This is a genomic window from Micrococcus sp. iso_26 (assembly GCF_056172975.1).
This window is the reverse complement of sequence record NZ_CM149652.1, coordinates 579,505-596,873: the sequence shown is the minus strand read 5'-3', so window position 1 is coordinate 596,873 and position 17,369 is coordinate 579,505. Positions and strand designations below refer to the sequence as shown.

15 protein-coding genes are annotated in these 17,369 nt (G+C 74.0%); 6 read left to right on the top strand and 9 right to left on the bottom strand.

The annotated features are described in order from the left end of the window. Positions 1-19 precede the first annotated feature (19 nt). The 8 genes from AC0VX0_RS02720 to AC0VX0_RS02685 are packed head-to-tail and all read right to left on the bottom strand — an operon-like array spanning position 20 to position 7,668. Entirely contained in the window at positions 20-544 is a 525-nt protein-coding gene (locus tag AC0VX0_RS02720; protein ID WP_095347191.1) for a GNAT family N-acetyltransferase, read from the bottom strand. Further along, a complete protein-coding gene (locus AC0VX0_RS02715; protein ID WP_095695461.1) occupies positions 541-1,023 on the bottom strand; it encodes a hypothetical protein in 483 nt (160 codons plus the stop codon). The genes AC0VX0_RS02720 and AC0VX0_RS02715 overlap by 4 nt, the downstream gene beginning before the upstream one ends. Next, positions 1,020-1,937: an inositol monophosphatase family protein gene (locus AC0VX0_RS02710; protein WP_020625516.1), complete on the bottom strand. Its 918-nt coding sequence runs from the start codon at positions 1,935-1,937 to the stop codon at positions 1,020-1,022. Before AC0VX0_RS02710 ends, AC0VX0_RS02715 begins: the two co-directional genes overlap by 4 nt. Continuing rightward, positions 1,934-4,327 (bottom strand): NAD-dependent DNA ligase LigA, encoded by a 2,394-nt coding sequence (gene ligA, locus AC0VX0_RS02705; protein ID WP_020625515.1) that lies wholly within the window; start codon positions 4,325-4,327, stop codon positions 1,934-1,936. The genes AC0VX0_RS02710 and ligA overlap by 4 nt, the downstream gene beginning before the upstream one ends. A gap of 40 nt (positions 4,328-4,367) precedes the next feature. Continuing rightward, positions 4,368-5,126 (bottom strand): PP2C family protein-serine/threonine phosphatase, encoded by a 759-nt coding sequence (locus AC0VX0_RS02700; protein ID WP_020625514.1) that lies wholly within the window; start codon positions 5,124-5,126, stop codon positions 4,368-4,370. An 11-nt stretch (positions 5,127-5,137) separates the two neighbouring features. Continuing rightward, complete coding sequence (locus AC0VX0_RS02695; protein ID WP_041103544.1) at positions 5,138-6,277, bottom strand: adenylate/guanylate cyclase domain-containing protein; 1,140 nt, start codon at positions 6,275-6,277, stop codon at positions 5,138-5,140. After that, positions 6,274-6,801: a PH domain-containing protein gene (locus AC0VX0_RS02690; RefSeq protein WP_158184623.1), complete on the bottom strand. Its 528-nt coding sequence runs from the start codon at positions 6,799-6,801 to the stop codon at positions 6,274-6,276. Before AC0VX0_RS02690 ends, AC0VX0_RS02695 begins: the two co-directional genes overlap by 4 nt. 30 nt (positions 6,802-6,831) lie before the next feature. Then, entirely contained in the window at positions 6,832-7,668 is an 837-nt protein-coding gene (locus AC0VX0_RS02685) for a biotin--[acetyl-CoA-carboxylase] ligase (protein WP_158184624.1), read from the bottom strand. Between the two features lie 189 nt (positions 7,669-7,857). On the opposite strand from AC0VX0_RS02685, the gene AC0VX0_RS02680 reads away from it, so the two are divergent. The 6 genes from AC0VX0_RS02680 (at position 7,858) to AC0VX0_RS02655 (ending at position 15,776) form a co-directional block, all read left to right on the top strand. Next, complete coding sequence (locus AC0VX0_RS02680) at positions 7,858-9,441, top strand: acyl-CoA carboxylase subunit beta (protein WP_041103546.1); 1,584 nt, start codon at positions 7,858-7,860, stop codon at positions 9,439-9,441. Then, positions 9,438-9,731, top strand: a complete 294-nt coding sequence (locus AC0VX0_RS02675; protein ID WP_257643200.1) for a hypothetical protein — start codon at positions 9,438-9,440, stop codon at positions 9,729-9,731. The genes AC0VX0_RS02680 and AC0VX0_RS02675 overlap by 4 nt, the downstream gene beginning before the upstream one ends. A 35-nt stretch (positions 9,732-9,766) precedes the next feature. Beyond that, positions 9,767-11,455 carry a DUF885 domain-containing protein gene (locus AC0VX0_RS02670; protein ID WP_221845073.1) on the top strand — a complete coding sequence of 563 codons (1,689 nt, stop codon included), beginning with the start codon at positions 9,767-9,769 and terminating at the stop codon, positions 11,453-11,455. Then, a complete protein-coding gene (locus AC0VX0_RS02665; protein WP_129866988.1) occupies positions 11,452-12,147 on the top strand; it encodes a Maf family protein in 696 nt (231 codons plus the stop codon). The genes AC0VX0_RS02670 and AC0VX0_RS02665 overlap by 4 nt, the downstream gene beginning before the upstream one ends. Before the next feature lie 164 nt (positions 12,148-12,311). Then, positions 12,312-14,168: an acetyl/propionyl/methylcrotonyl-CoA carboxylase subunit alpha gene (locus AC0VX0_RS02660; protein WP_465098271.1), complete on the top strand. Its 1,857-nt coding sequence runs from the start codon at positions 12,312-12,314 to the stop codon at positions 14,166-14,168. Between the two features lie 171 nt (positions 14,169-14,339). Beyond that, a complete protein-coding gene (locus AC0VX0_RS02655) occupies positions 14,340-15,776 on the top strand; it encodes an MFS transporter (RefSeq protein ID WP_336637544.1) in 1,437 nt (478 codons plus the stop codon). Positions 15,777-15,890: 114 nt separating this feature from the next. Here AC0VX0_RS02655 and AC0VX0_RS02650 read toward each other — a convergent pair whose 3' ends face one another. Then, positions 15,891-17,321, bottom strand: a complete 1,431-nt coding sequence (locus AC0VX0_RS02650; RefSeq protein ID WP_036317419.1) for an NAD(P)H-quinone dehydrogenase — start codon at positions 17,319-17,321, stop codon at positions 15,891-15,893. Positions 17,322-17,369 lie beyond the last annotated feature (48 nt).

The following is a 17,369-nucleotide window of genomic DNA, read 5'->3' as shown; positions in this document are numbered from 1 at the left end:
GCCGATGTCCCGCCCGGGGTCAGTCCAGCGCGAGCCGGTAGACGAGGAACGGGCCGGTCTCGTCGGCCGGGTCGAGGTCCGGCACCACGTCCGCGAGGAGCCAGTCCCGCTCCGGGACGCGCACGAAGCCGGCGCGCTCGTACATCCGGTGGGCGTCGGTCATGGAGGGCATGGTGGTCAGCACGACGGCGTCCACGCCCTTCTCGGCGCGGGCCCGCGCCACGATCTCGGCCAGCAGGGCGCCGCCCACCCCGCGGCGGTGGAACCGCGGGTGCACGGCGAGCATGCGGAACTCGTACTCCCCGTCGCCGGAGGTCTCGGCCAGGGGCGAGCCGGGCGGGGTGAGCACCACGGACCCGGCCACCTCGCCGTCGACCTCGGCCACGAGCACCTCCGCGCGGCCGGCCCGGTCGGCCACGTCCATGAGGGTCTTCACGTAGGCGTCGTCGGGGGCGATGTGGCCGCCGTCGACATAGGACGCCAGGGTGAGCTCGGCGACCGCCTCGTGGTCCTCGGGGCGCAGCGGGCGGACGAGGGCGCTCATGCGTCGCCTCCGGCGTGCTGGCGCAGCGTGTCCTTCAGGCGGGCGCGGGTCGCGTCCGTGGCCACGACGTAGTCGCGCCGGCGCAGCCAGGCGGTGGGCACGGCCTGGTGGGGGTGGCCGTCGCGCGCCTCGTGCAGCCCCGCGAGGAACGTCGCGGCCGCCGGCTCCTGCCAGATGTTCACCCAGTAGGCGCGCTCCCGCTCCTGCGCCGTCAGTTCCTTGACCAGCCGCCTCGTGAACGAACAGCCCGGCCGCCAGAACACGACGACGCCGCCGCGCTCGACGTGCGCCTGCGCGCCGGCGAACGGCCGCGAGCGGACCCGGACCGCCCACCGGTACGTGACCGCGTAGCCGGCCAGGACGAGCCCGGCCACGATCATCCCGACCTGCTGCAGGCGCGTCCCCGCGATCATGAACGTCAGTCCGCCGGCCACGAACAGGACCGGGTAGAACCACGGGTCTCCGACGATCCGTCTCATGCCCTCTCCCCCGTCACGGCGGCCAGGGCGGACCCGTCCACGTCGCCGGCCACCATCCAGTCAGGATGTGCCGTGCCGTCCGCCGAGGCGGGCCGCGTCACCGCGACGCCGGCCTCCTCCGCCACCAACGCGCCGGCGGCCCAGTCGTACTCCTGCGTGCCGAACTCGGCGTACGCGTCCAGGGTGCCGTCGGCGACCATGCACAGATCCAGCGCCGCCGAGCCGATCCGTCGCACGTCCCCGAACGCGGGCAGCAGGGCCGCGAGCGCCCGCACCTGCAGGGCCCGGCGGGCGGGGTCGTAGCCGAAGCCGGTGGCGAGCAGTCGCCCCGAGCGTCCGGGCAGGGGACCGGTGAGCCGCACGGGGGCGGCATCGCGGTCGGGCAGGTCCACGCCCGCCGTCGTCGCGTCCGCGGTGCTGAAGGCGCCCCGGCCCGCGCTCGCGTACCAGGTGCGCCCCAGCGCGGGCGCCGCCACGACGCCGGCCAGCCAGCGTTCGGTGCCCTCGGCCACCCCCAGCAGGTCGGCGGTCTCGGCGTCCACCGGGCCGGTGACGGCCACCGAGGTGCAGAACTGCGGAAGCCCGCGCACGAAGTTCGTGGTGCCATCCAGCGGGTCGATGGACCAGCGGTACCCGGACGGCTCGGCCGGACGGGTGGCGCCGTACTCCTCGCCGGTGATCTCGTCCGAGGGGCGGTAGCCGGCGACGACCTCCCGGACGGCCTGCTCGGCGCGGCGGTCGTAGTCGGTGACCCAGTCGGAGCCGGAGGACTTCGTCTGCGCGCCGATCTCCTCGATGCCCAGCGGGACGGCCGGGTGGTGACCGGTCCAGCGCCGGGCCAGGACGTCCGCGCCGGCGCGCGCGGCGGCCTTGGCGACCACGAGCAGGCCCGGGACCGTGGTGCGCGCGCTCATGCCGAGGCCTCCCCCTCTGCGGCGCCGTCGGGGGCGTCGTCCGTGTCCGCCGGGCGCACCGCGTCCGGGCCACCGGCCAGCAGCGCCGTGAACCCGGCCTCGTCCAGCACGGGCACGCCGAGGGACTGCGCCTTGTCCAGCTTGGAGCCGGCGGCCTCGCCGGCCACCAGGAAGTCGGTCTTCTTGGACACGGACCCGGAGGCCTTGCCGCCGCGCACGAGGATCGCCTCCTTCGCGGAGTCGCGGGAGAAGCCCTCGAGCGAGCCGGTGACCACCACGGTCAGGCCCTCGAGCGTGCGCGGGGTCGACTCGTCCTGCTCGTCCTCCATGACCACGCCCGCCGCGGCCCAGCGGTCCACGATCTCCCGGTGCCAGTCCTCGGCGAACCACTCGATGAGCGCGTCCGCGATGATCGGACCGACGCCGTCGATCTCGGCCAACCGGTCCCGGTCGCCGGCCTCGGCCGCCGCGCGCAGCGCCGCCATCGAGCCGAACGCCGTGGCCAGCGAGCGGGCCGCCGTCGGGCCCACGTGCCGGATGGACAGCGCCACGAGGGTGCGCCACAGCGGCTGGGACTTGGCCTTCTCGAGCTCGTCGAACAGGCGGAGCGTGTTGGCCGTGGGCGCGGACGGCTTCTTCGCGGTGGCGGCGGTGAAGAAGTACGGCTTGAGCGTGAACACGCCCGAGGGCACCATGCGGCAGTCCACCTTCGTACGGCCCTCGCGCCACACGCGGACCTCGCCGAGGGAGCGCTGCAGGTCCGTCAGCCCGTCCTCGCCGCGGGGGCCCGTGATCTCCTCCGGCGTGCCGGAGGCGAGGTCGAAGATCTGCGCCTCCGCCGTGATGGGGCCGGGACCCTCGGGGCGCACCTGCCCCTCGTGCTCGGCCGGGTCCTCGCCGGGGCCCTGGACGAGCCAGCGGGCGGCCTCCTCGCCGAGCGCCTCCACGTCGAACGCGCCGCGGCTGGCCAGGTGCTCGACGCGACCGGCCAGCTGGGCCGGGCAGGAGCGGGCGTTGGGGCAGCGCAGGTCCACGTCCCCCTCCTTGGCCGGGGCCAGCGGCGTGCCGCACGAGGGGCAGTGCGTGGGCATGACGAACTCGCGCAGCTCCCGGCCCGCCTCGATCGCCTTCTCGCGCAGCGGCAGCACGGGGCCCACGACCTCGGGGATCACGTCCCCGGCCTTGCGCACCACCACGGTGTCCCCGATCAGCACGCCCTTGGCCTTGACCACGTCCTGGTTGTGCAGGGTGGCCAGGGAGACGGTGGACCCGGCCACGGTGACCGGCTCCATCACCGCGAACGGGGTCACCCGTCCGGTGCGGCCCACCGAGACCGCGATGTCCCGCAGCAGCGTGTGCACCTCCTCCGGCGGGTACTTGTACGCCGCGGCCCAGCGGGGCACGCGGGAGGTGTGGCCGAGGTAGCGCTGGTCCGCGAACGCGTCCGCCTTCAGCACGATGCCGTCGATCTCGTGGATCAGCTCGTGCCGGCGCCGGCCGTACTCCTCGATCACCGCGACGACGGCGGCCAGTGCCTCCTCGTCCGCGCCCTCCACCAGCCGGGTGTAGGGGCTGACGGGCAGGCCCCAGCCCGCGAGCGCGTCGTACACCTCGTGCTGGGACTCCAGCCCGAACGCCTCGACCGAGCCGATGCCGTGCACGAACATGGCCAGCGGGCGCTGCGCGGTGACGGCCGGGTCCTTCTGACGCAGGGCGCCGGCGGCGGCGTTGCGCGGATTCGCGAACGGCGTCTGGCCCTCCTCCGCACGGCGCGCGTTGAGCTCGGCGAAGGCGGCGGAGGACATGAACACCTCGCCGCGCACCTCGAACTCGGCGGGCCAGCCCTCGCCGGAGAGCTCGTGCGGGATGTCCCCGATGGTGCGCACGTTGGCGGTGACGTCCTCGCCCGTGACGCCGTCGCCGCGGGTGGCGGCCTGCACGAGCCGCCCGTCCCGGTAGCGCAGGGCGACGGCGAGCCCGTCGATCTTCACCTCCACGAGCCAGCGGGGCGCCACGCCCGGTCGCACCTGCGTCAGGGCCTGCGCCGCGCGGCGGAACCAGACCTCGAGCTCCTCGATGGAGAACAGGTCCTCGAGCGAGTACATGCGGGCCCCGTGCCGGACGGGGGCGAACGCCTCCGAGACCTCGCCGCCGACCTCCTGGGTGGGCGAGTCGTTGGCCACGAGCTCGGGGTGCAGGGCCTCGAGGTCCTCGAGGCGGCGGTACAGCGCGTCGTACTCGGCGTCCGAGATCTCCGGGGCGTCCCGCTGGTAGTAGGCGGTCCGGGCGGCGCGGACCCGCTCCACGAGGTCCTCGTACTCCTCCCGCAGGTCCGCGGCGGGGATGTCCTGCGGATCGGGCTGGGCGGCGGATTCCTTGGGGGTGCTCACCCGGCCCAGCGTAGTCGGCGTCCCGGACGGCGCACCCGGGTCAGGGGATGCGCACGAGCACCGCCGTGATGTTGTCCCGGCCGCCGCGCCACAGGGCGGCGCCGATGAGCTTCTCGAGGGCGTCCTCGAGGGTGTCGGCGTCGTCGATCAGCGCGCGGATCTCCTCGTCCAGCAGCTCGCCGGTCAGGCCGTCGCTGCACAGCAGGACGAGGTCCCCGGAGGCGAGGGGGACCTCGGCCACGTCCACCGTGAGCGCCTCGCGCGAGCCGAGCGCGCGGGTGATGACGTTGCGGCGCGGGTGGACGCGGGCTTCGGCGGGGGTGAGCTCCCCCGCGTCGACGAGCATCTGGACCGCCGAGTGGTCCACCGTGAGCTGCTGGAGCACCGGCGAGCCGACGGGCCGCAGGTACACCCGGGAGTCGCCGACGTTGGCCACAGCCCAGCGGCCGCGCTCCGTGTCCAGGCAGGCCAGGACGGTCAGGGTGGTGCCGGAGCGCCCCAGCCCGGCCTCGACGACGGCGGCGTCCGCCTCGTGGATCAGGTGGCCGAGCTCCTGGGGCGTGTGGGCCGTGCCCGGGGCGAGCACCTCGGGGGCGCGGCGGCGCAGGGTCTCGATCGCGGCGGCCGAGGCCACCTCGCCGGCCTCGTGCCCGCCCATGCCGTCGGCCACGGCGGCGAGCACCAGCGGCTCCCCGACGAGGGTCCACGCGTCCTCGTTCAGGTCGCGGACGGCGCCCACGTGGGTGGCGCCCGCGGCCTGGGGCCGCGGCGCGGACGGGGTCTCGGGGCGGGGGTCCACGGGGTCCTCGATCAGTCGGCGAGCAGGGTCTGGGCCGACCCGTCCAAGAGCAGGGAGGGGCGGACCTCTCCGAACCCGCGGACGATCCTGGGCGGCTGCGGGACGAGCACGAAGCGCTCGTCCCGGGACAGGGCCGCAGCGGTCATGGCGTCCACGAGCACGGTACCCGGATCGGCCAGGGACGTCAGCCGCGCGGCGAGGTTCACGGTGGGCCCGTAGATGTCCCCCATGCGGGAGAGCACCCGTCCCCATGTCAGGGCGACGCGCGCCGAGGGCAGCTCCTCGTCCGCGGCGATGGTCTCGGCCAGGGAGAGCGCGATCGCGGCGCCGGCCTCGGGGGTCTCGGCGTTGAACATGACCTCGTCGCCGATGGTCTTCACGAGCCAGCCGCCGCCGGCCGAGATGGTCTCCGCGGCGAGGGACTCGAAGCGCAGCACCATGCGGGCCAGCGTCCGGTCGTCCATGGTCCGGGAGAGCGTCGTGTAGGAGACCATGTCCGCGAAGCCGACGGCGCGGGCCAGCGGCAGCGGCGCATCCGACTCGGAGCCGTCGCGGCCCTGGGCGCTGGCCGCCAGCCCGGCCTCCACGCGCACGGTCAGGCGCTGGACGGCGCGGTTGAGCTGGCGCCGATAGACGATCCGCATGGCCTTCTCGAGCGGTCCGACCATGTCCGGGAGCATGTCGACGACGGCCCGCCGTGCCTCCGGGTCCGTCAGGCCCTCGGAGGCGATCTTGTCCTCCACGAGCGCCTCGATCTGCCACACCACCATGCGGTCCGTCATCTGCCCGATCGAGCGGGCCAGCGAGATGGCGGTGTCCTCGTTCAGCGTCCCCGAGCGTACGAGCGTGAGCACGGACTCGAACGCCTCGATGTCCGCCTCGGTGAAGGCCTTGTGCCCCTCCGGCGACGTCGGATAGCCCAGCGCACGCCAGATCTTCCGGGCGGAGGCCATCGAGACGCCGAGGCGCTGCGCCACCTCCCGCGAGGTGTAGGCGCGCGGGCCCACCACCAGGCCGGCGTCGAGCGTGCGCATCGCGCTCGTCCAGCCGGCGGGCTGGGCGGAGCGCTCCTCGACGTCGCGGGCGGTCTCGTCCTCGGCCGACGGGACGATCGGCAGCGGTGCGGTGTCCGGTGTCTCCGGACGGCTCATCGGAGGTCTCCTGTCGGGACGGGGGCGGGCCAGGTTGCGGTGCGGGCCTGGCGGGTGAGGTGGGCCAGGGCCTCCTCGAAGCGCGCGGCCTCGGGGACGTCGCGCAGCCGCCAGTGGACCTGGCGGGCGGGCTCCTGGAAGAGGATGTGCAGGTCTCCGGCACCCGAGCCGCGGCGGCGCCGCTGCACGTCGGCGATGGACACGAGCGGCATGGCGGCACCGGAGCCGCCGACGCCGGCGCCCTGGAGGATGCGGCGGTCGGTGAGCACGGTGCGCCGGAAGACCCAGCGCCACAGCGGGCGGATGGTGCCGGGGAGCAGGACGAGCGCCGCGACCACCCACGCGACCGCCTCGAGCACGGCGCGGTTCGCGGCGACGATCCCGGGCAGGTCGGGGCGTGCGAGCACGCCGACGGCCAGGCCGAGCAGGAACGCGACGGCCACGAGGACCGCGGCGGGGCGCAGCAGCGCACGCGGGTGGGTGCGGGTGCGCACCATCACCTGCTCACCGGGCTCGAGTCGCACGGCGGTCACCTCCTGACCGGGACGGATGTGTCATGCGCCGCGATGGACGTCTCCACGCAGGTGGGCCACGTCCCCCGCACTGACCTCGGTCTCGATTGTGCCACGATCCGGTGTGACGTGCCTCACCCGCAGGGTGCCGCCGGGGCCGAGGCCCACGGCCGTGCCCTCCAGCACGCCGCCGCCGGGCAGCTCGGCGCGCACCGCGCGGCCCAGCGTGGAGAGCCGGTCCGCCACGGCCGCCACGGCGGGGTGACGCCCGTCCACGGGCGCCGTCTGCCCCGCCACGCCCGCGGCGAAGCGGTCCACGGCCGCCACGACGGCGTCACGCAGCTCGACCGCGAGGTCCCGGGGCGCGGGCACGGCGTCCGCGCCGATCCACTCCGCCAGGTCCGTGGCGGTGTCCACCGGGGCGGCCCCGTGGTGGTCCAGGTTCACGCCCATCCCGACGGCGACGCCGGGCCCCTTGCCATCCGAGGACAGCGCCACCGTGGCCAGCACGCCGCACAGCTTGCGCCCGTCCGTGGCGAGCACGTCGTTCGGCCACTTCACGTGCGTCGGGACGCCCCGGGCCGCGAGGCGCTCGGCGACCGTGGCGGAGGCGACGAGCGAGAGCCAGCTCAGGTGGGCCGGAGAGACCGGCACCCCGCCGGACTCGGGACGCAGGTACACGGACAGGGCGAGCGCCGCCCCCGGCGCGGCGCTCCACACGCGGGAGTGCCGACCCCGGCCGGCCCGCTGGTCCGCGGTGGCCACGGCCGCACCGTGCCGGTGCCCCTCGCGGTCCAACCGTGCGAGGAGCTCATCCTGCGTGGAGCCGGCGGAGTCCAGCCAGGTCAGATCCGGTGTGGGGGCGTCGTCGGGCTGCATGCCCCTAGATATACACGGCGTCCCCGGGGGCGGGCTGGGCGGGCCGATCCGCCGCCGGGGCGCGCGGACGGGCAGTCCGGGCCGACGTCCTCGCCGTTTGTGGGCTTCCTCCAACCGTGGGCGTCCGCGGCGGCCCGTACACTGGCCGACTGAGCCTCCGCATCTGGCGGACCACCACAAGGAGGACGTGTGACCGATCCCGACCTGACCACCACGGCCGGCCGGCTGGCCGACCTGCATCGGCGGCTCGAGGCGACGGCCGCGCCCGGCGGCCCGGACGCCGTCGAGCGCCAGCACGCTCGCGGCAAGCACACCGCGCGCGAGCGGATCGACCTCCTCCTGGACGAGGGCTCCTTCGTGGAGCTGGACGCGCTGGCCGTGCACCGCACCACCGCGTTCGGCATGGACGCCAAGCATCCGGCCGGCGACGGCCTGGTGTCCGGCTTCGGCACCGTGGACGGGCGCCAGGTGGCCGTCTACTCGCAGGACTTCACCGTGTTCGGCGGCTCGCTGTCCGAGCGCAACGGGCAGAAGATCGTGAAGGTCCAGGAGTTCGCCGCGCGCAACGGCTGCCCCGTGATCGGCATCCTCGACGGCGGCGGCGCGCGCATCCAGGAGGGCGTGGCCTCCCTCGCCCAGTTCGCGGACATCTTCCGGAACAACGTCCTGGCCTCGGGCATGATCCCGCAGATCTCGCTGATCATGGGCCCCTCCGCCGGCGGCGCGGCCTATTCGCCGGCGCTGACGGACGTCGTGGTGATGGTGGACCAGACCTCGCACATGTTCATCACCGGCCCGGACGTGATCAAGACCGTCACGGGCGAGGACGTGGACATGGAGACCCTCGGCGGCGCCCGCTCGCACAACGCCACCTCCGGCACCGCCCACTACATGGCCTCCTCGGAGGAGGACGCGATCGCCTACGTGCAGGAGCTGCTCGAGCTGCTGCCCTCCAACAACCTCGCGGAGGCCCCGACCTTCGAGGCCGCGGACCCGGAGCCCACGGACGAGGACCTCGCCCTGGACGAGATCGTCCCGGACTCCGCCAACCAGCCCTACGACATGCTGGAGGTCATCGCCTCGATCGTGGACGAGGGCCACCTGCTGCAGCTGCAGGAGCTGTACGCGCCCAACGTGATCACCGGCCTGGCCCGCCTGGACGGCATGAGCGTGGGCGTCGTCGCGAACCAGCCGATGCAGTTCGCCGGCACCCTGGACATCGCCGCCTCGGAGAAGGCCGCGCGGTTCGTGCGCTTCTGCGACGCGTTCAACATCCCGATCATCACCCTCGTGGACGTGCCCGGGTTCCTGCCCGGCACGGACCAGGAGTTCAACGGCATCATCCGCCGCGGCGCCAAGCTGATCTACGCCTACGCCGAGGCCACCGTGCCGAAGCTGACCGTGATCACGCGCAAGGCCTTCGGCGGCGCGTACATCGTGATGGGCTCCAAGAAGCTCGGCGCGGACCTGAACCTGGCCTGGCCGAGCGCGCAGATCGGCGTGATGGGCGCCCAGGGCGCCGTGAACATCCTGTACCGGCGCGACCTGAAGGCGACGGCGGAGGCGGGCGGCGACGTCGACGCGCGCCGGGCCGAGATCGTGGCCGACTACGAGGCCGAGCTGCTCAACCCGTACCAGGCCGCCGAGCTGGGCTACGTGGACGCCGTGGTGCCCCCGCACGCCACCCGCGGCCAGCTCATCCGCGCCCTGCGCGCCACCCTGCACAAGCGCGAGGCCCGCCCCGCCAAGAAGCACGGGAACATGCCGCTGTGAGCGCCCCGCTGGGTCCGGGCGCCCCGGACGAGAACGACGAGTCGACGCAGGCCACGCCGGCGCCGGCCGACCCGCTGCAGCTCAGCGGCCCAGAGTTGGAGCCGGAGGAGATGGCCGCGCTGGCCGCCGTCCTCGAGGCGGCCGCCGCGGCCCGGGCCGAAGCCGCCCGGCTCGCCGCCGCGGCCGCCGACCCCCGTCCCCTGGACCGCACGCTCCGCCGTCGCGGCGACCTGGGCCTGTGGGCCCGGCCCGGCCGCGGCCAGTGGCGTCAGGGCGCGGGCCCGCAGTGAGCCGGGGGGCGGGCGCCAGCGCCTAGAGTGCCGGTATGACCCAGCACACCTCCGAGGCCGCCGCCGACGGCGCCCGCACCCCGTCCGCCATCGACGCGCTCGCCGAGCGCTACGTGACCGACCTCCTCGCCCTGCATCCGGACACCGCCACCGAGCTCGGCTTCCCGGGTCGTGAGACCGAGTACACGGACTTCTCCCCCGCCGGCGCCTGCGCCGACGACGAGCTCAACGCCCGCCTGCTCGAGGACCTGGCCGCGCTCGAGCCGCAGGATGAGACGGACCGCGTCACGAAGGCGGCCATGCAGGAGCGCATCGGCCTCGAGCGCGAGATCCACGCGACCGGCCGCACCGAGCTGAACAACATCGCCTCCCCCGCCCAGGGCATCCGCGCGGTCTTCGACCTCATGCCCACGGACACCGCGGAGCAGTGGGGCCACATCGTCGGCCGCCTCGAGAACCTGCCGGCCGCCCTGCGCGGCTACACCGAGTCCCTGCTCGCCTCCCGCGACGCCGGCCACGTGGCCGCGGTGCGCCAGGTGGACATCGTGGTGGAACAGGCCCGCGCCCACGGCGCCGCGGGCGGGTTCTTCCCGGGCCTGGTCGAGCGGGCCGAGGCAGCCGACGTCGTGGACGACGCCCTGGCCGCCCGCATCCGCTCCGGCGCGGACACCGCAGCGCAGGCCTACCGCGACTTCGCGGACACGCTCGAGGCCGAGCTGCGCCCGCACGCCCCGGAGGCGGACGGCGTCGGGATCGAGTACTACCGGCTGGCCTCCCGCGTCTTCCTCGGCGCCGAGATCGACCTCGAGGAGACCTACCGCTGGGGCCAGGAGGAGCTGGCCCGCATCATCGCCGCGCAGCAGGCGGACGCCGAGCGCATCCGGCCGGGCGCCACGATCGAGGAGGCGCGCGCGATCCTGGACGCGGACCCGGAGCGCACCCTGAAGGGCACCGAGGCCCTGCGCACGTGGATGCAGCGGCTCTCCGACGACGCGGTCGAGGCCATGAAGGAGCACTTCGAGATCCCGGCCCCGATGGACCGGCTCGAGTGCATGATCGCCCCCACCCAGGAGGGCGGCATCTACTACACCGGCCCCTCGGACGACTTCTCCCGGCCCGGCCGCATGTGGTGGTCCGTGCCCCCGGGCGAGGACGAGTTCACCACGTGGGCGGAGACCACCACGGTCTACCACGAGGGCGTGCCGGGCCATCACCTGCAGATCGCCACCGCCATGATGAACCGGGAGAACCTCAACCTGTGGCGCCGCAGCTTCTGCTGGACGTCCGGCCACGGCGAGGGCTGGGCGCTGTACGCGGAGAAGCTCATGGAGGAGCTCGGCTTCCTCGACGACCCGGGCGACCACCTCGGCATGCTGGACATGCAGCGCATGCGCGCGGCCCGCGTCGTGTTCGACATCGGCTACCACTGCGGCTTCGACGTCCCCGAGTCCGAGGGCGGCGGCGCGTGGACCCCGGAGAAGGGCTACGCGTTCCTGGCCAAGCACCTGATGATCTCCGAGGGCCAGCGCCGCTTCGAGTTCACGCGCTACCTCGGCTGGCCGGGGCAGGCGCCGGCGTACAAGGTGGGCCAGCGCATCTGGGAGCAGATCCGCGCCGAGCACGAGCAGGCCGAGGGCGCCGACTTCGACCTCAAGGCCTTCCACACCCGGGCCCTGCGCCTGGGCGGCATGGGCCTGGACACCCTGCGGGAGGCGCTCGCGTGATCCCGCACGACGACGGCTCGGCCGGCCCCGGCACGGGCCTGCGGCTGGTGCTCGGCTCGGCCTCCCCCGGCCGAGCGGAGGTCCTGACCCGGGCGCGGGTGCCGTTCCGCGTCGTCGTCTCGGGGGTGGACGAGGCGGCCGTGGGCGCGGCGGCGGGCGACCCGTCGCCGGCGGAGCTGGCGGGCCTGCTGGCGGAGGCCAAGGGCCGCGACGTGGCCGCCCGGGTGGCGGCCGCGGGCGTCGAGGCGCCCACGCTCGTGCTCGGCTGCGACTCCGTGTTCGAGTTCGAGGGCCGCTCCCACGGCAAGCCCTATGAGCCCGAGGTCGCCGTCGAGCGCTGGCGCGCCCAGGCCGGCCGGGAGGGTGTGCTGCATTCGGGCCACTGGCTGGGCCTGGTGCTGCCGGAGCCCGGGGTCGGGTCCGGGATGGCCGCGGAGGCGGGCGTGGTGTCCGCCGTCGTGCGCTTCGGCGCCGTCACCGAGGCCGAGATCCAGGCCTACGTGGCCACGGGCGAGCCGCTGCACTGCGCGGGCGCGTTCACAGTCGACGGCGCGGGCGCGGCCCTCGTGGACGGCGTGGACGGGGACCCCAACGCGGTGATCGGGCTGTCCGTGGCGTGGCTGCGGCGGGCCACGGCGGCCCTGGGCCGGGACTTCACCCGGTTGTGGGAACCCTCCAACGCGCAGCGCTGATCCGGCGCGACAGGGCCGCGTGCCTCGGAGGGTTCCGCCACAACGAGTAGGGTGCTGGTCAGAGTCGGCGCCGTCCCGCGCCCTTCGCCCCACCGGGTGAGGGGCACGACCCCGGACGGGGCGCCCGCACCCACAGCCGTGATCGTCCGAGGAGTCCATCGCCCATGAGCATCGCCGACGCACCGCAGGCCTCGGTCGTCCCGCCCGTCGACCCCGCGGCGGAGCGCCGGTTCTCCCGGGTGCTGATCGCCAACCGCGGAGAGATCGCCGTGCGCATCATCCGGGCCTGCCAGGACGAGGGGCTGACCTCCGTGGCCGTCTACGCCGAGCCGGACCGGGACGCCCTGCACGTGACGCTCGCGGACGAGGCCGTGGCCCTCGGCGGGGAGACCGCCGCCGACTCCTATCTGGTGATCGGCAAGATCCTCGACGCCGCCGAGCGCGCGGGCGCGGACGCCGTGCACCCCGGCTACGGCTTCCTCTCCGAGAACGCGGACTTCGCGCGCGCCGTGGCTGACGCCGGCCTCGTGTGGATCGGCCCGCCCGCCGAGGCGATCGACCGGCTGGGCGACAAGGTCTCGGCCCGCCAGCTGGCCACCAAGGTCGGTGCCCCGCTGGCGCCGGGCACCACCTCCCCCGTGACCGGCACGGAGGAGGTCGTCGCGTTCGCGGATGAGTTCGGCCTGCCGGTGGCCATCAAGGCGGCCTACGGCGGCGGCGGCCGCGGCATCAAGGTGGCCCGCACGCGCGAGGAGATCCCCGAGTTCTACGAGTCCGCGGTCCGTGAGGCCGTGGCCGCGTTCGGCCGGGGCGAGTGCTTCGTGGAGCGGTTCCTGGACAAGCCGCGCCACGTGGAGACGCAGTGCCTGGCGGACGTGCACGGCGACGTCGTCGTGATCTCCACCCGCGACTGCTCGCTGCAGCGCCGCAACCAGAAGCTCGTGGAGGAGGCCCCGGCGCCGTTCCTCACGGACGAGCAGAACGCCCGCCTCGTGGAGTCCTCCAAGGCGATCCTGCAGGAGGCCGGCTACGTCGGCGCGGGCACGTGCGAGTTCCTCGTGGGCCAGGACGGCACCATCTCCTTCCTCGAGGTGAACACGCGTCTGCAGGTGGAGCACCCGGTCTCCGAGGAGATCACCGGCATCGACCTCGTGCGCGAGCAGTTCCGCCTGGCCCGCGGCGAGGCCCTCGGCTACACGGACCCGCGGCCCCGCGGCCACTCGATCGAGTTCCGCCTCAACGGCGAGGACCCGGGCCGCAACTTCCTGCCCGCCCCCGGCCGGCTCACCACGTTCCGCATGCCCAGCGGCCCGGGCGTGCGCGTGGACTCCGGCGTGGTGGAGGGCGAGGCCGTCTCCGGGGCCTTCGACTCCATGGTCGCCAAGCTGATCGTCACCGGCGCGGACCGCCGCCAGGCCCTGCAGCGCGCCGCCCGCGCCCTGCGCGAGGCCGAGATCGTCGGCATGCCCTCGGTGCTGCCCTTCCACCGCGCCGTGGTGCGCGACCCCGCCTTCGCCCCCGAGATCGCCGGCTCGGAGGAGCCGTTCTCGGTGCACACCCGGTGGATCGAGACGGAGTTTGCGAACCACATCGAGCCGAGCGCCCTCACCCCGGCCGAGCCGGCCCCCCGCGAGGCACGCCACACCGTGACCGTGGAGGTCAACGGCAAGCGCGTGGACGTCACCCTGCCCACGTGGGGCGAGGCCCTGCACACGATCTCCGGCGCCGCCCAGCGGGCCGGTGCGGGACGACGCCGGCCCCGCGGCAAGCGCGGCGCACCGGTGGCCGCGGCCGTCAGCACGGACGCGCTGACCGCCCCGATGCAGGGCACCGTGGTGAAGGTCGCCGCCGAGAACGGCCAGACCGTGGCCGAGGGCGACCTGATCGTGGTCGTGGAGGCCATGAAGATGGAGCAGCCGCTCGCGGCCCACCGCGCGGGCGTGGTCAGCGGTCTCGAGGTCGAGCCGGGCCAGACGGTCACGGCCGGCACGGTGATCGCCACCATCGCCGACGCGGAGTGAGCCGCCGGCGACGACGGCGGGGAGCGCCGGCGTCGTGGGCTGGTTCCACATGGTGGACGACGGGGACATGACTCTCGCAGATCGGCGCGACGAGGCTTAACCTGACACGCATCTTCGTCTCACATCGTGGTCGTTCGCGACCCCCTGTGCCCGTCATACCAGGGAGACACCATGTCCCACTCCACCCCGCCCGTGAACCCGGGCGCCCCCACCGATCTCACGTCGGACGCGGTCGCCACCGCGGAGGAGGTGCCCCGCTCGCGGGTCATCATCGCCTCGCTCGTGGGCACCTCGATCGAGTTCTACGACTTCTACATCTACGCCACGGCCGCCGTCTCGGTGTTCCCGCTGATCTTCTTCGCGGGCGGCGACGACAACACGGCCCTGCTGGCCTCCATGGCCACCTTCGGCGCGGCGTTCGTCGCCCGGCCGCTGGGCGCCGTCGTCTTCGGCCACCTGGGCGATCGTGTGGGCCGCAAGACCACGCTCATCGGTTCGCTGCTGACCATGGGCATCGCGACGTTCCTCATCGGCCTGCTGCCCACGTACTTCCAGATCGGCCTGTGGGCGCCGGCCATGCTGACGCTGCTGCGCTTCTTCCAGGGCCTGGGGCTCGGCGGCGAGTGGTCCGGCGCCGCCCTGCTGGCCACGGAGTACGCCAAGGACGGCAAGCGCGCGCAGGCGGCCATGTGGCCGCAGCTCGGCGCGCCGATCGGCTTCCTGCTGGCCAACGGCCTGTTCCTCGCGCTGGTGCTCGGCTTCGGTCACGACTCCACGAGTCCGGTGCTCGACGGTCCGTTCCTCACGTGGGTGTGGCGCGTGCCGTTCCTGCTCTCGATCGTGATGGTGGCCGTGGGCCTCTACGTCCGCGTCAAGCTCGAGGAGACCCCGGTCTTCCAGCGCGCCCTCGACCGCGACCAGCGCGTGAAGGCGCCGCTGGGCGAGGTGTTCCGGCGCAACTGGTGGGAGCTGATCCTGGGCACCTTCGTCATGTACGCCACCTACGTGCTCTTCTACCTGATGACCACGTGGATCCTCTCCTACGCGATCGGCAAGCCGGCCAACGGCTTCCTGGGCGTCCCCTACGCCGAGTTCCTCGTGCTGCAGCTGATCGGCATCCTGTTCTTCGCCGCGTTCGTGCCGGTCTCCGGCCTGCTGGCGGACCGCTTCGGCCGCCGCCCGACCCTGATCGTGATCTCGGTGCTCATGGTGCTGTTCGGCCTCTCGTTCGGCCTGTGGCTCTCGCCGGAGAACATGGGCGTGGGCGCGGAGCTGAACGTGCCGCTGATGCTGGCGTTCCTGGCCACGGGCATGACGCTCATGGGCCTGACCTTCGGGCCGATGTCCGCGGTGCTGCCCGAGCTGTTCCCCACGAACACGCGCTACACCGGCTCCGGCATCGCCTACAACGTGTCCTCGATCCTCGGCGCCGCGCTGACCCCGTTCATCGCCGCCTGGCTCGTGCAGAGGTTCGACGTCTCCTACGTCGGCTACTACCTGGCCGCCGCCTCGGCGATCACCGTCATCGCGCTGGCGCTCTCCCCCGAGACCCGGCACACGGACCTCGACACCGTCACCTCGGCCCGCGAGCGCCGCGCCGCACGCTGACCCCGGCCCCCGCGGGCCCGGGCCCCCGCCCGCACTGTCGAACGTGACATCGGGGGAATGGACGCTTTCGGTCGTGAGATAGGCCCTATCTCACGACCGAAAGTCGTCTCTGGGTCAGATGCGCACGTGCAGGCGGCGGGCCGCCTCCGCGATCGACCCGGACATGGACGGGTACACGGTGAAGGTGTCCGCGAGGTCGTCCACGTGCAGCTTGTGCGTGACCGCGAGCGCGAGCGCGTAGATCAGCTCGGAGGCGCGCGGCGAGACCACCACGCCGCCGATCACGGTGCCGGAGCCCTGTCGCGCGAAGATCTTCACGAACCCCTCCTCCGCGCCGGACATCTTGGCGCGGGGGTTGGTGTGGAAGTCCAGGCGCAGCACGTCCGCCTGGTACTGGCCGGAGTCCACCTGCGCCTGCGAGACACCCACGGTGGCGATCTCCGGCGAGGTGAAGATGTTCGAGGCCAGCAGGTGCGGGCGCAGCGGCTTGAGGGCGTCGCCGAGCAGGTGGGCGACGGCGATGCGCCCCTGCATGGCCGCCACCGAGGCGAGGGCGAGCTTGCCCGTGCAGTCGCCCGCCGCGTAGATGCTCGGCACGGACGTGCGGGAGACGCCGTCCACGAGCACGTGGCCGGAGCCGGTCAGCTTCACGCCCACGTCGTCGAGGCCGAGGCCCGCCGTGTTCGGCACGCCGCCGACGGCCACCAGCGCGTGGGAGCCCTCGATCGACGGGGTGTCCTCGGCGCCCTCGCCGGAGAGGTGCACGCGCACGCCGGTCTCGGTCCGCTCGACGGACTCGGCCCGGGAGCGGGAGACCACCCTGAGGCCATTGCCCTCGAAGACCTTCTCGAGCAGCTCGGCGGCGTCGGCGTCCTCGCCGGGGAGCACGCGGTCGCGCGAGGAGACGAGGGTGACCTTGGCGCCGAGGCGGTTGTAGGCCGAGGCGAACTCGGCGCCGGTGACGCCGGAGCCCACGACGATCAGGTGCTCGGGAAGCTCCTTGAGGTTGTAGACCTGCTTCCAGTTGAAGATCCGCTCGCCGTCCGGGACGGCGGTGGGCAGCTCGCGGGGGCTCGCGCCGACGGCCACGAGGATCGCGTCCGAGGTGATGATCTCGGGCTCGGCGCCGGCGTCGGCGTCGTCGAGGGCGCGGACGGACACCTCGTGGGGGCCGACGACGCGGCCCACGCCGTCGATCACCCGGACGCCGACCCGCTCGAGGCCCGCGCGGATGTCCGAGGACTGCTCGTGGGCCAGGTTCAGGATGCGGTGGCCGACCCGGCCCATGTCCGCGTGGACGTCGCCCCCGCCGAGGTCGACGCCCAGGTCCACGGAGGCGCCCACGCGGCGCATCGAGTCGGCGGCGGCGATCAGCGTCTTGGAGGGGACCACGTCCGTGAGGACGGCCGCGCCGCCCACCCCCTGGCGCTCGACCAGGGTCACGCGGGCGCCCAGCTTCGCGGCCACCATGGCGGCCTCGTAGCCGCCGGGGCCGCCGCCGATGATGGTCAGGGACGGGATGAAGGTGCTGTTTTCCTCGCTCACGGGCTTTATTGTGTCCGCCGCGGACGGGAAAGTCCTAGCCCGCGCTCA

Excerpts from the sequence above, each read along its gene's own strand:
- AC0VX0_RS02720 (WP_095347191.1), bottom strand. The coding sequence starts at position 544 with ATGAGCGCCCTCGTCCGCCCGCTGCGCCCCGAGGACCACGAGGCGGTC.
- AC0VX0_RS02715 (WP_095695461.1), bottom strand. The coding sequence starts at position 1,023 with ATGAGACGGATCGTCGGAGACCCGTGGTTCTACCCGGTCCTGTTCGTG.
- AC0VX0_RS02710 (WP_020625516.1), bottom strand. The coding sequence starts at position 1,937 with ATGAGCGCGCGCACCACGGTCCCGGGCCTGCTCGTGGTCGCCAAGGCC.
- AC0VX0_RS02695 (WP_041103544.1), bottom strand. The coding sequence starts at position 6,277 with ATGAGCCGTCCGGAGACACCGGACACCGCACCGCTGCCGATCGTCCCG.
- AC0VX0_RS02685 (WP_158184624.1), bottom strand. The coding sequence starts at position 7,668 with ATGCAGCCCGACGACGCCCCCACACCGGATCTGACCTGGCTGGACTCC.
- AC0VX0_RS02670 (WP_221845073.1), top strand. The coding sequence starts at position 9,767 with ATGACCCAGCACACCTCCGAGGCCGCCGCCGACGGCGCCCGCACCCCG.
- AC0VX0_RS02660 (WP_465098271.1), top strand. The coding sequence starts at position 12,312 with ATGAGCATCGCCGACGCACCGCAGGCCTCGGTCGTCCCGCCCGTCGAC.
- AC0VX0_RS02655 (WP_336637544.1), top strand. The coding sequence starts at position 14,340 with ATGTCCCACTCCACCCCGCCCGTGAACCCGGGCGCCCCCACCGATCTC.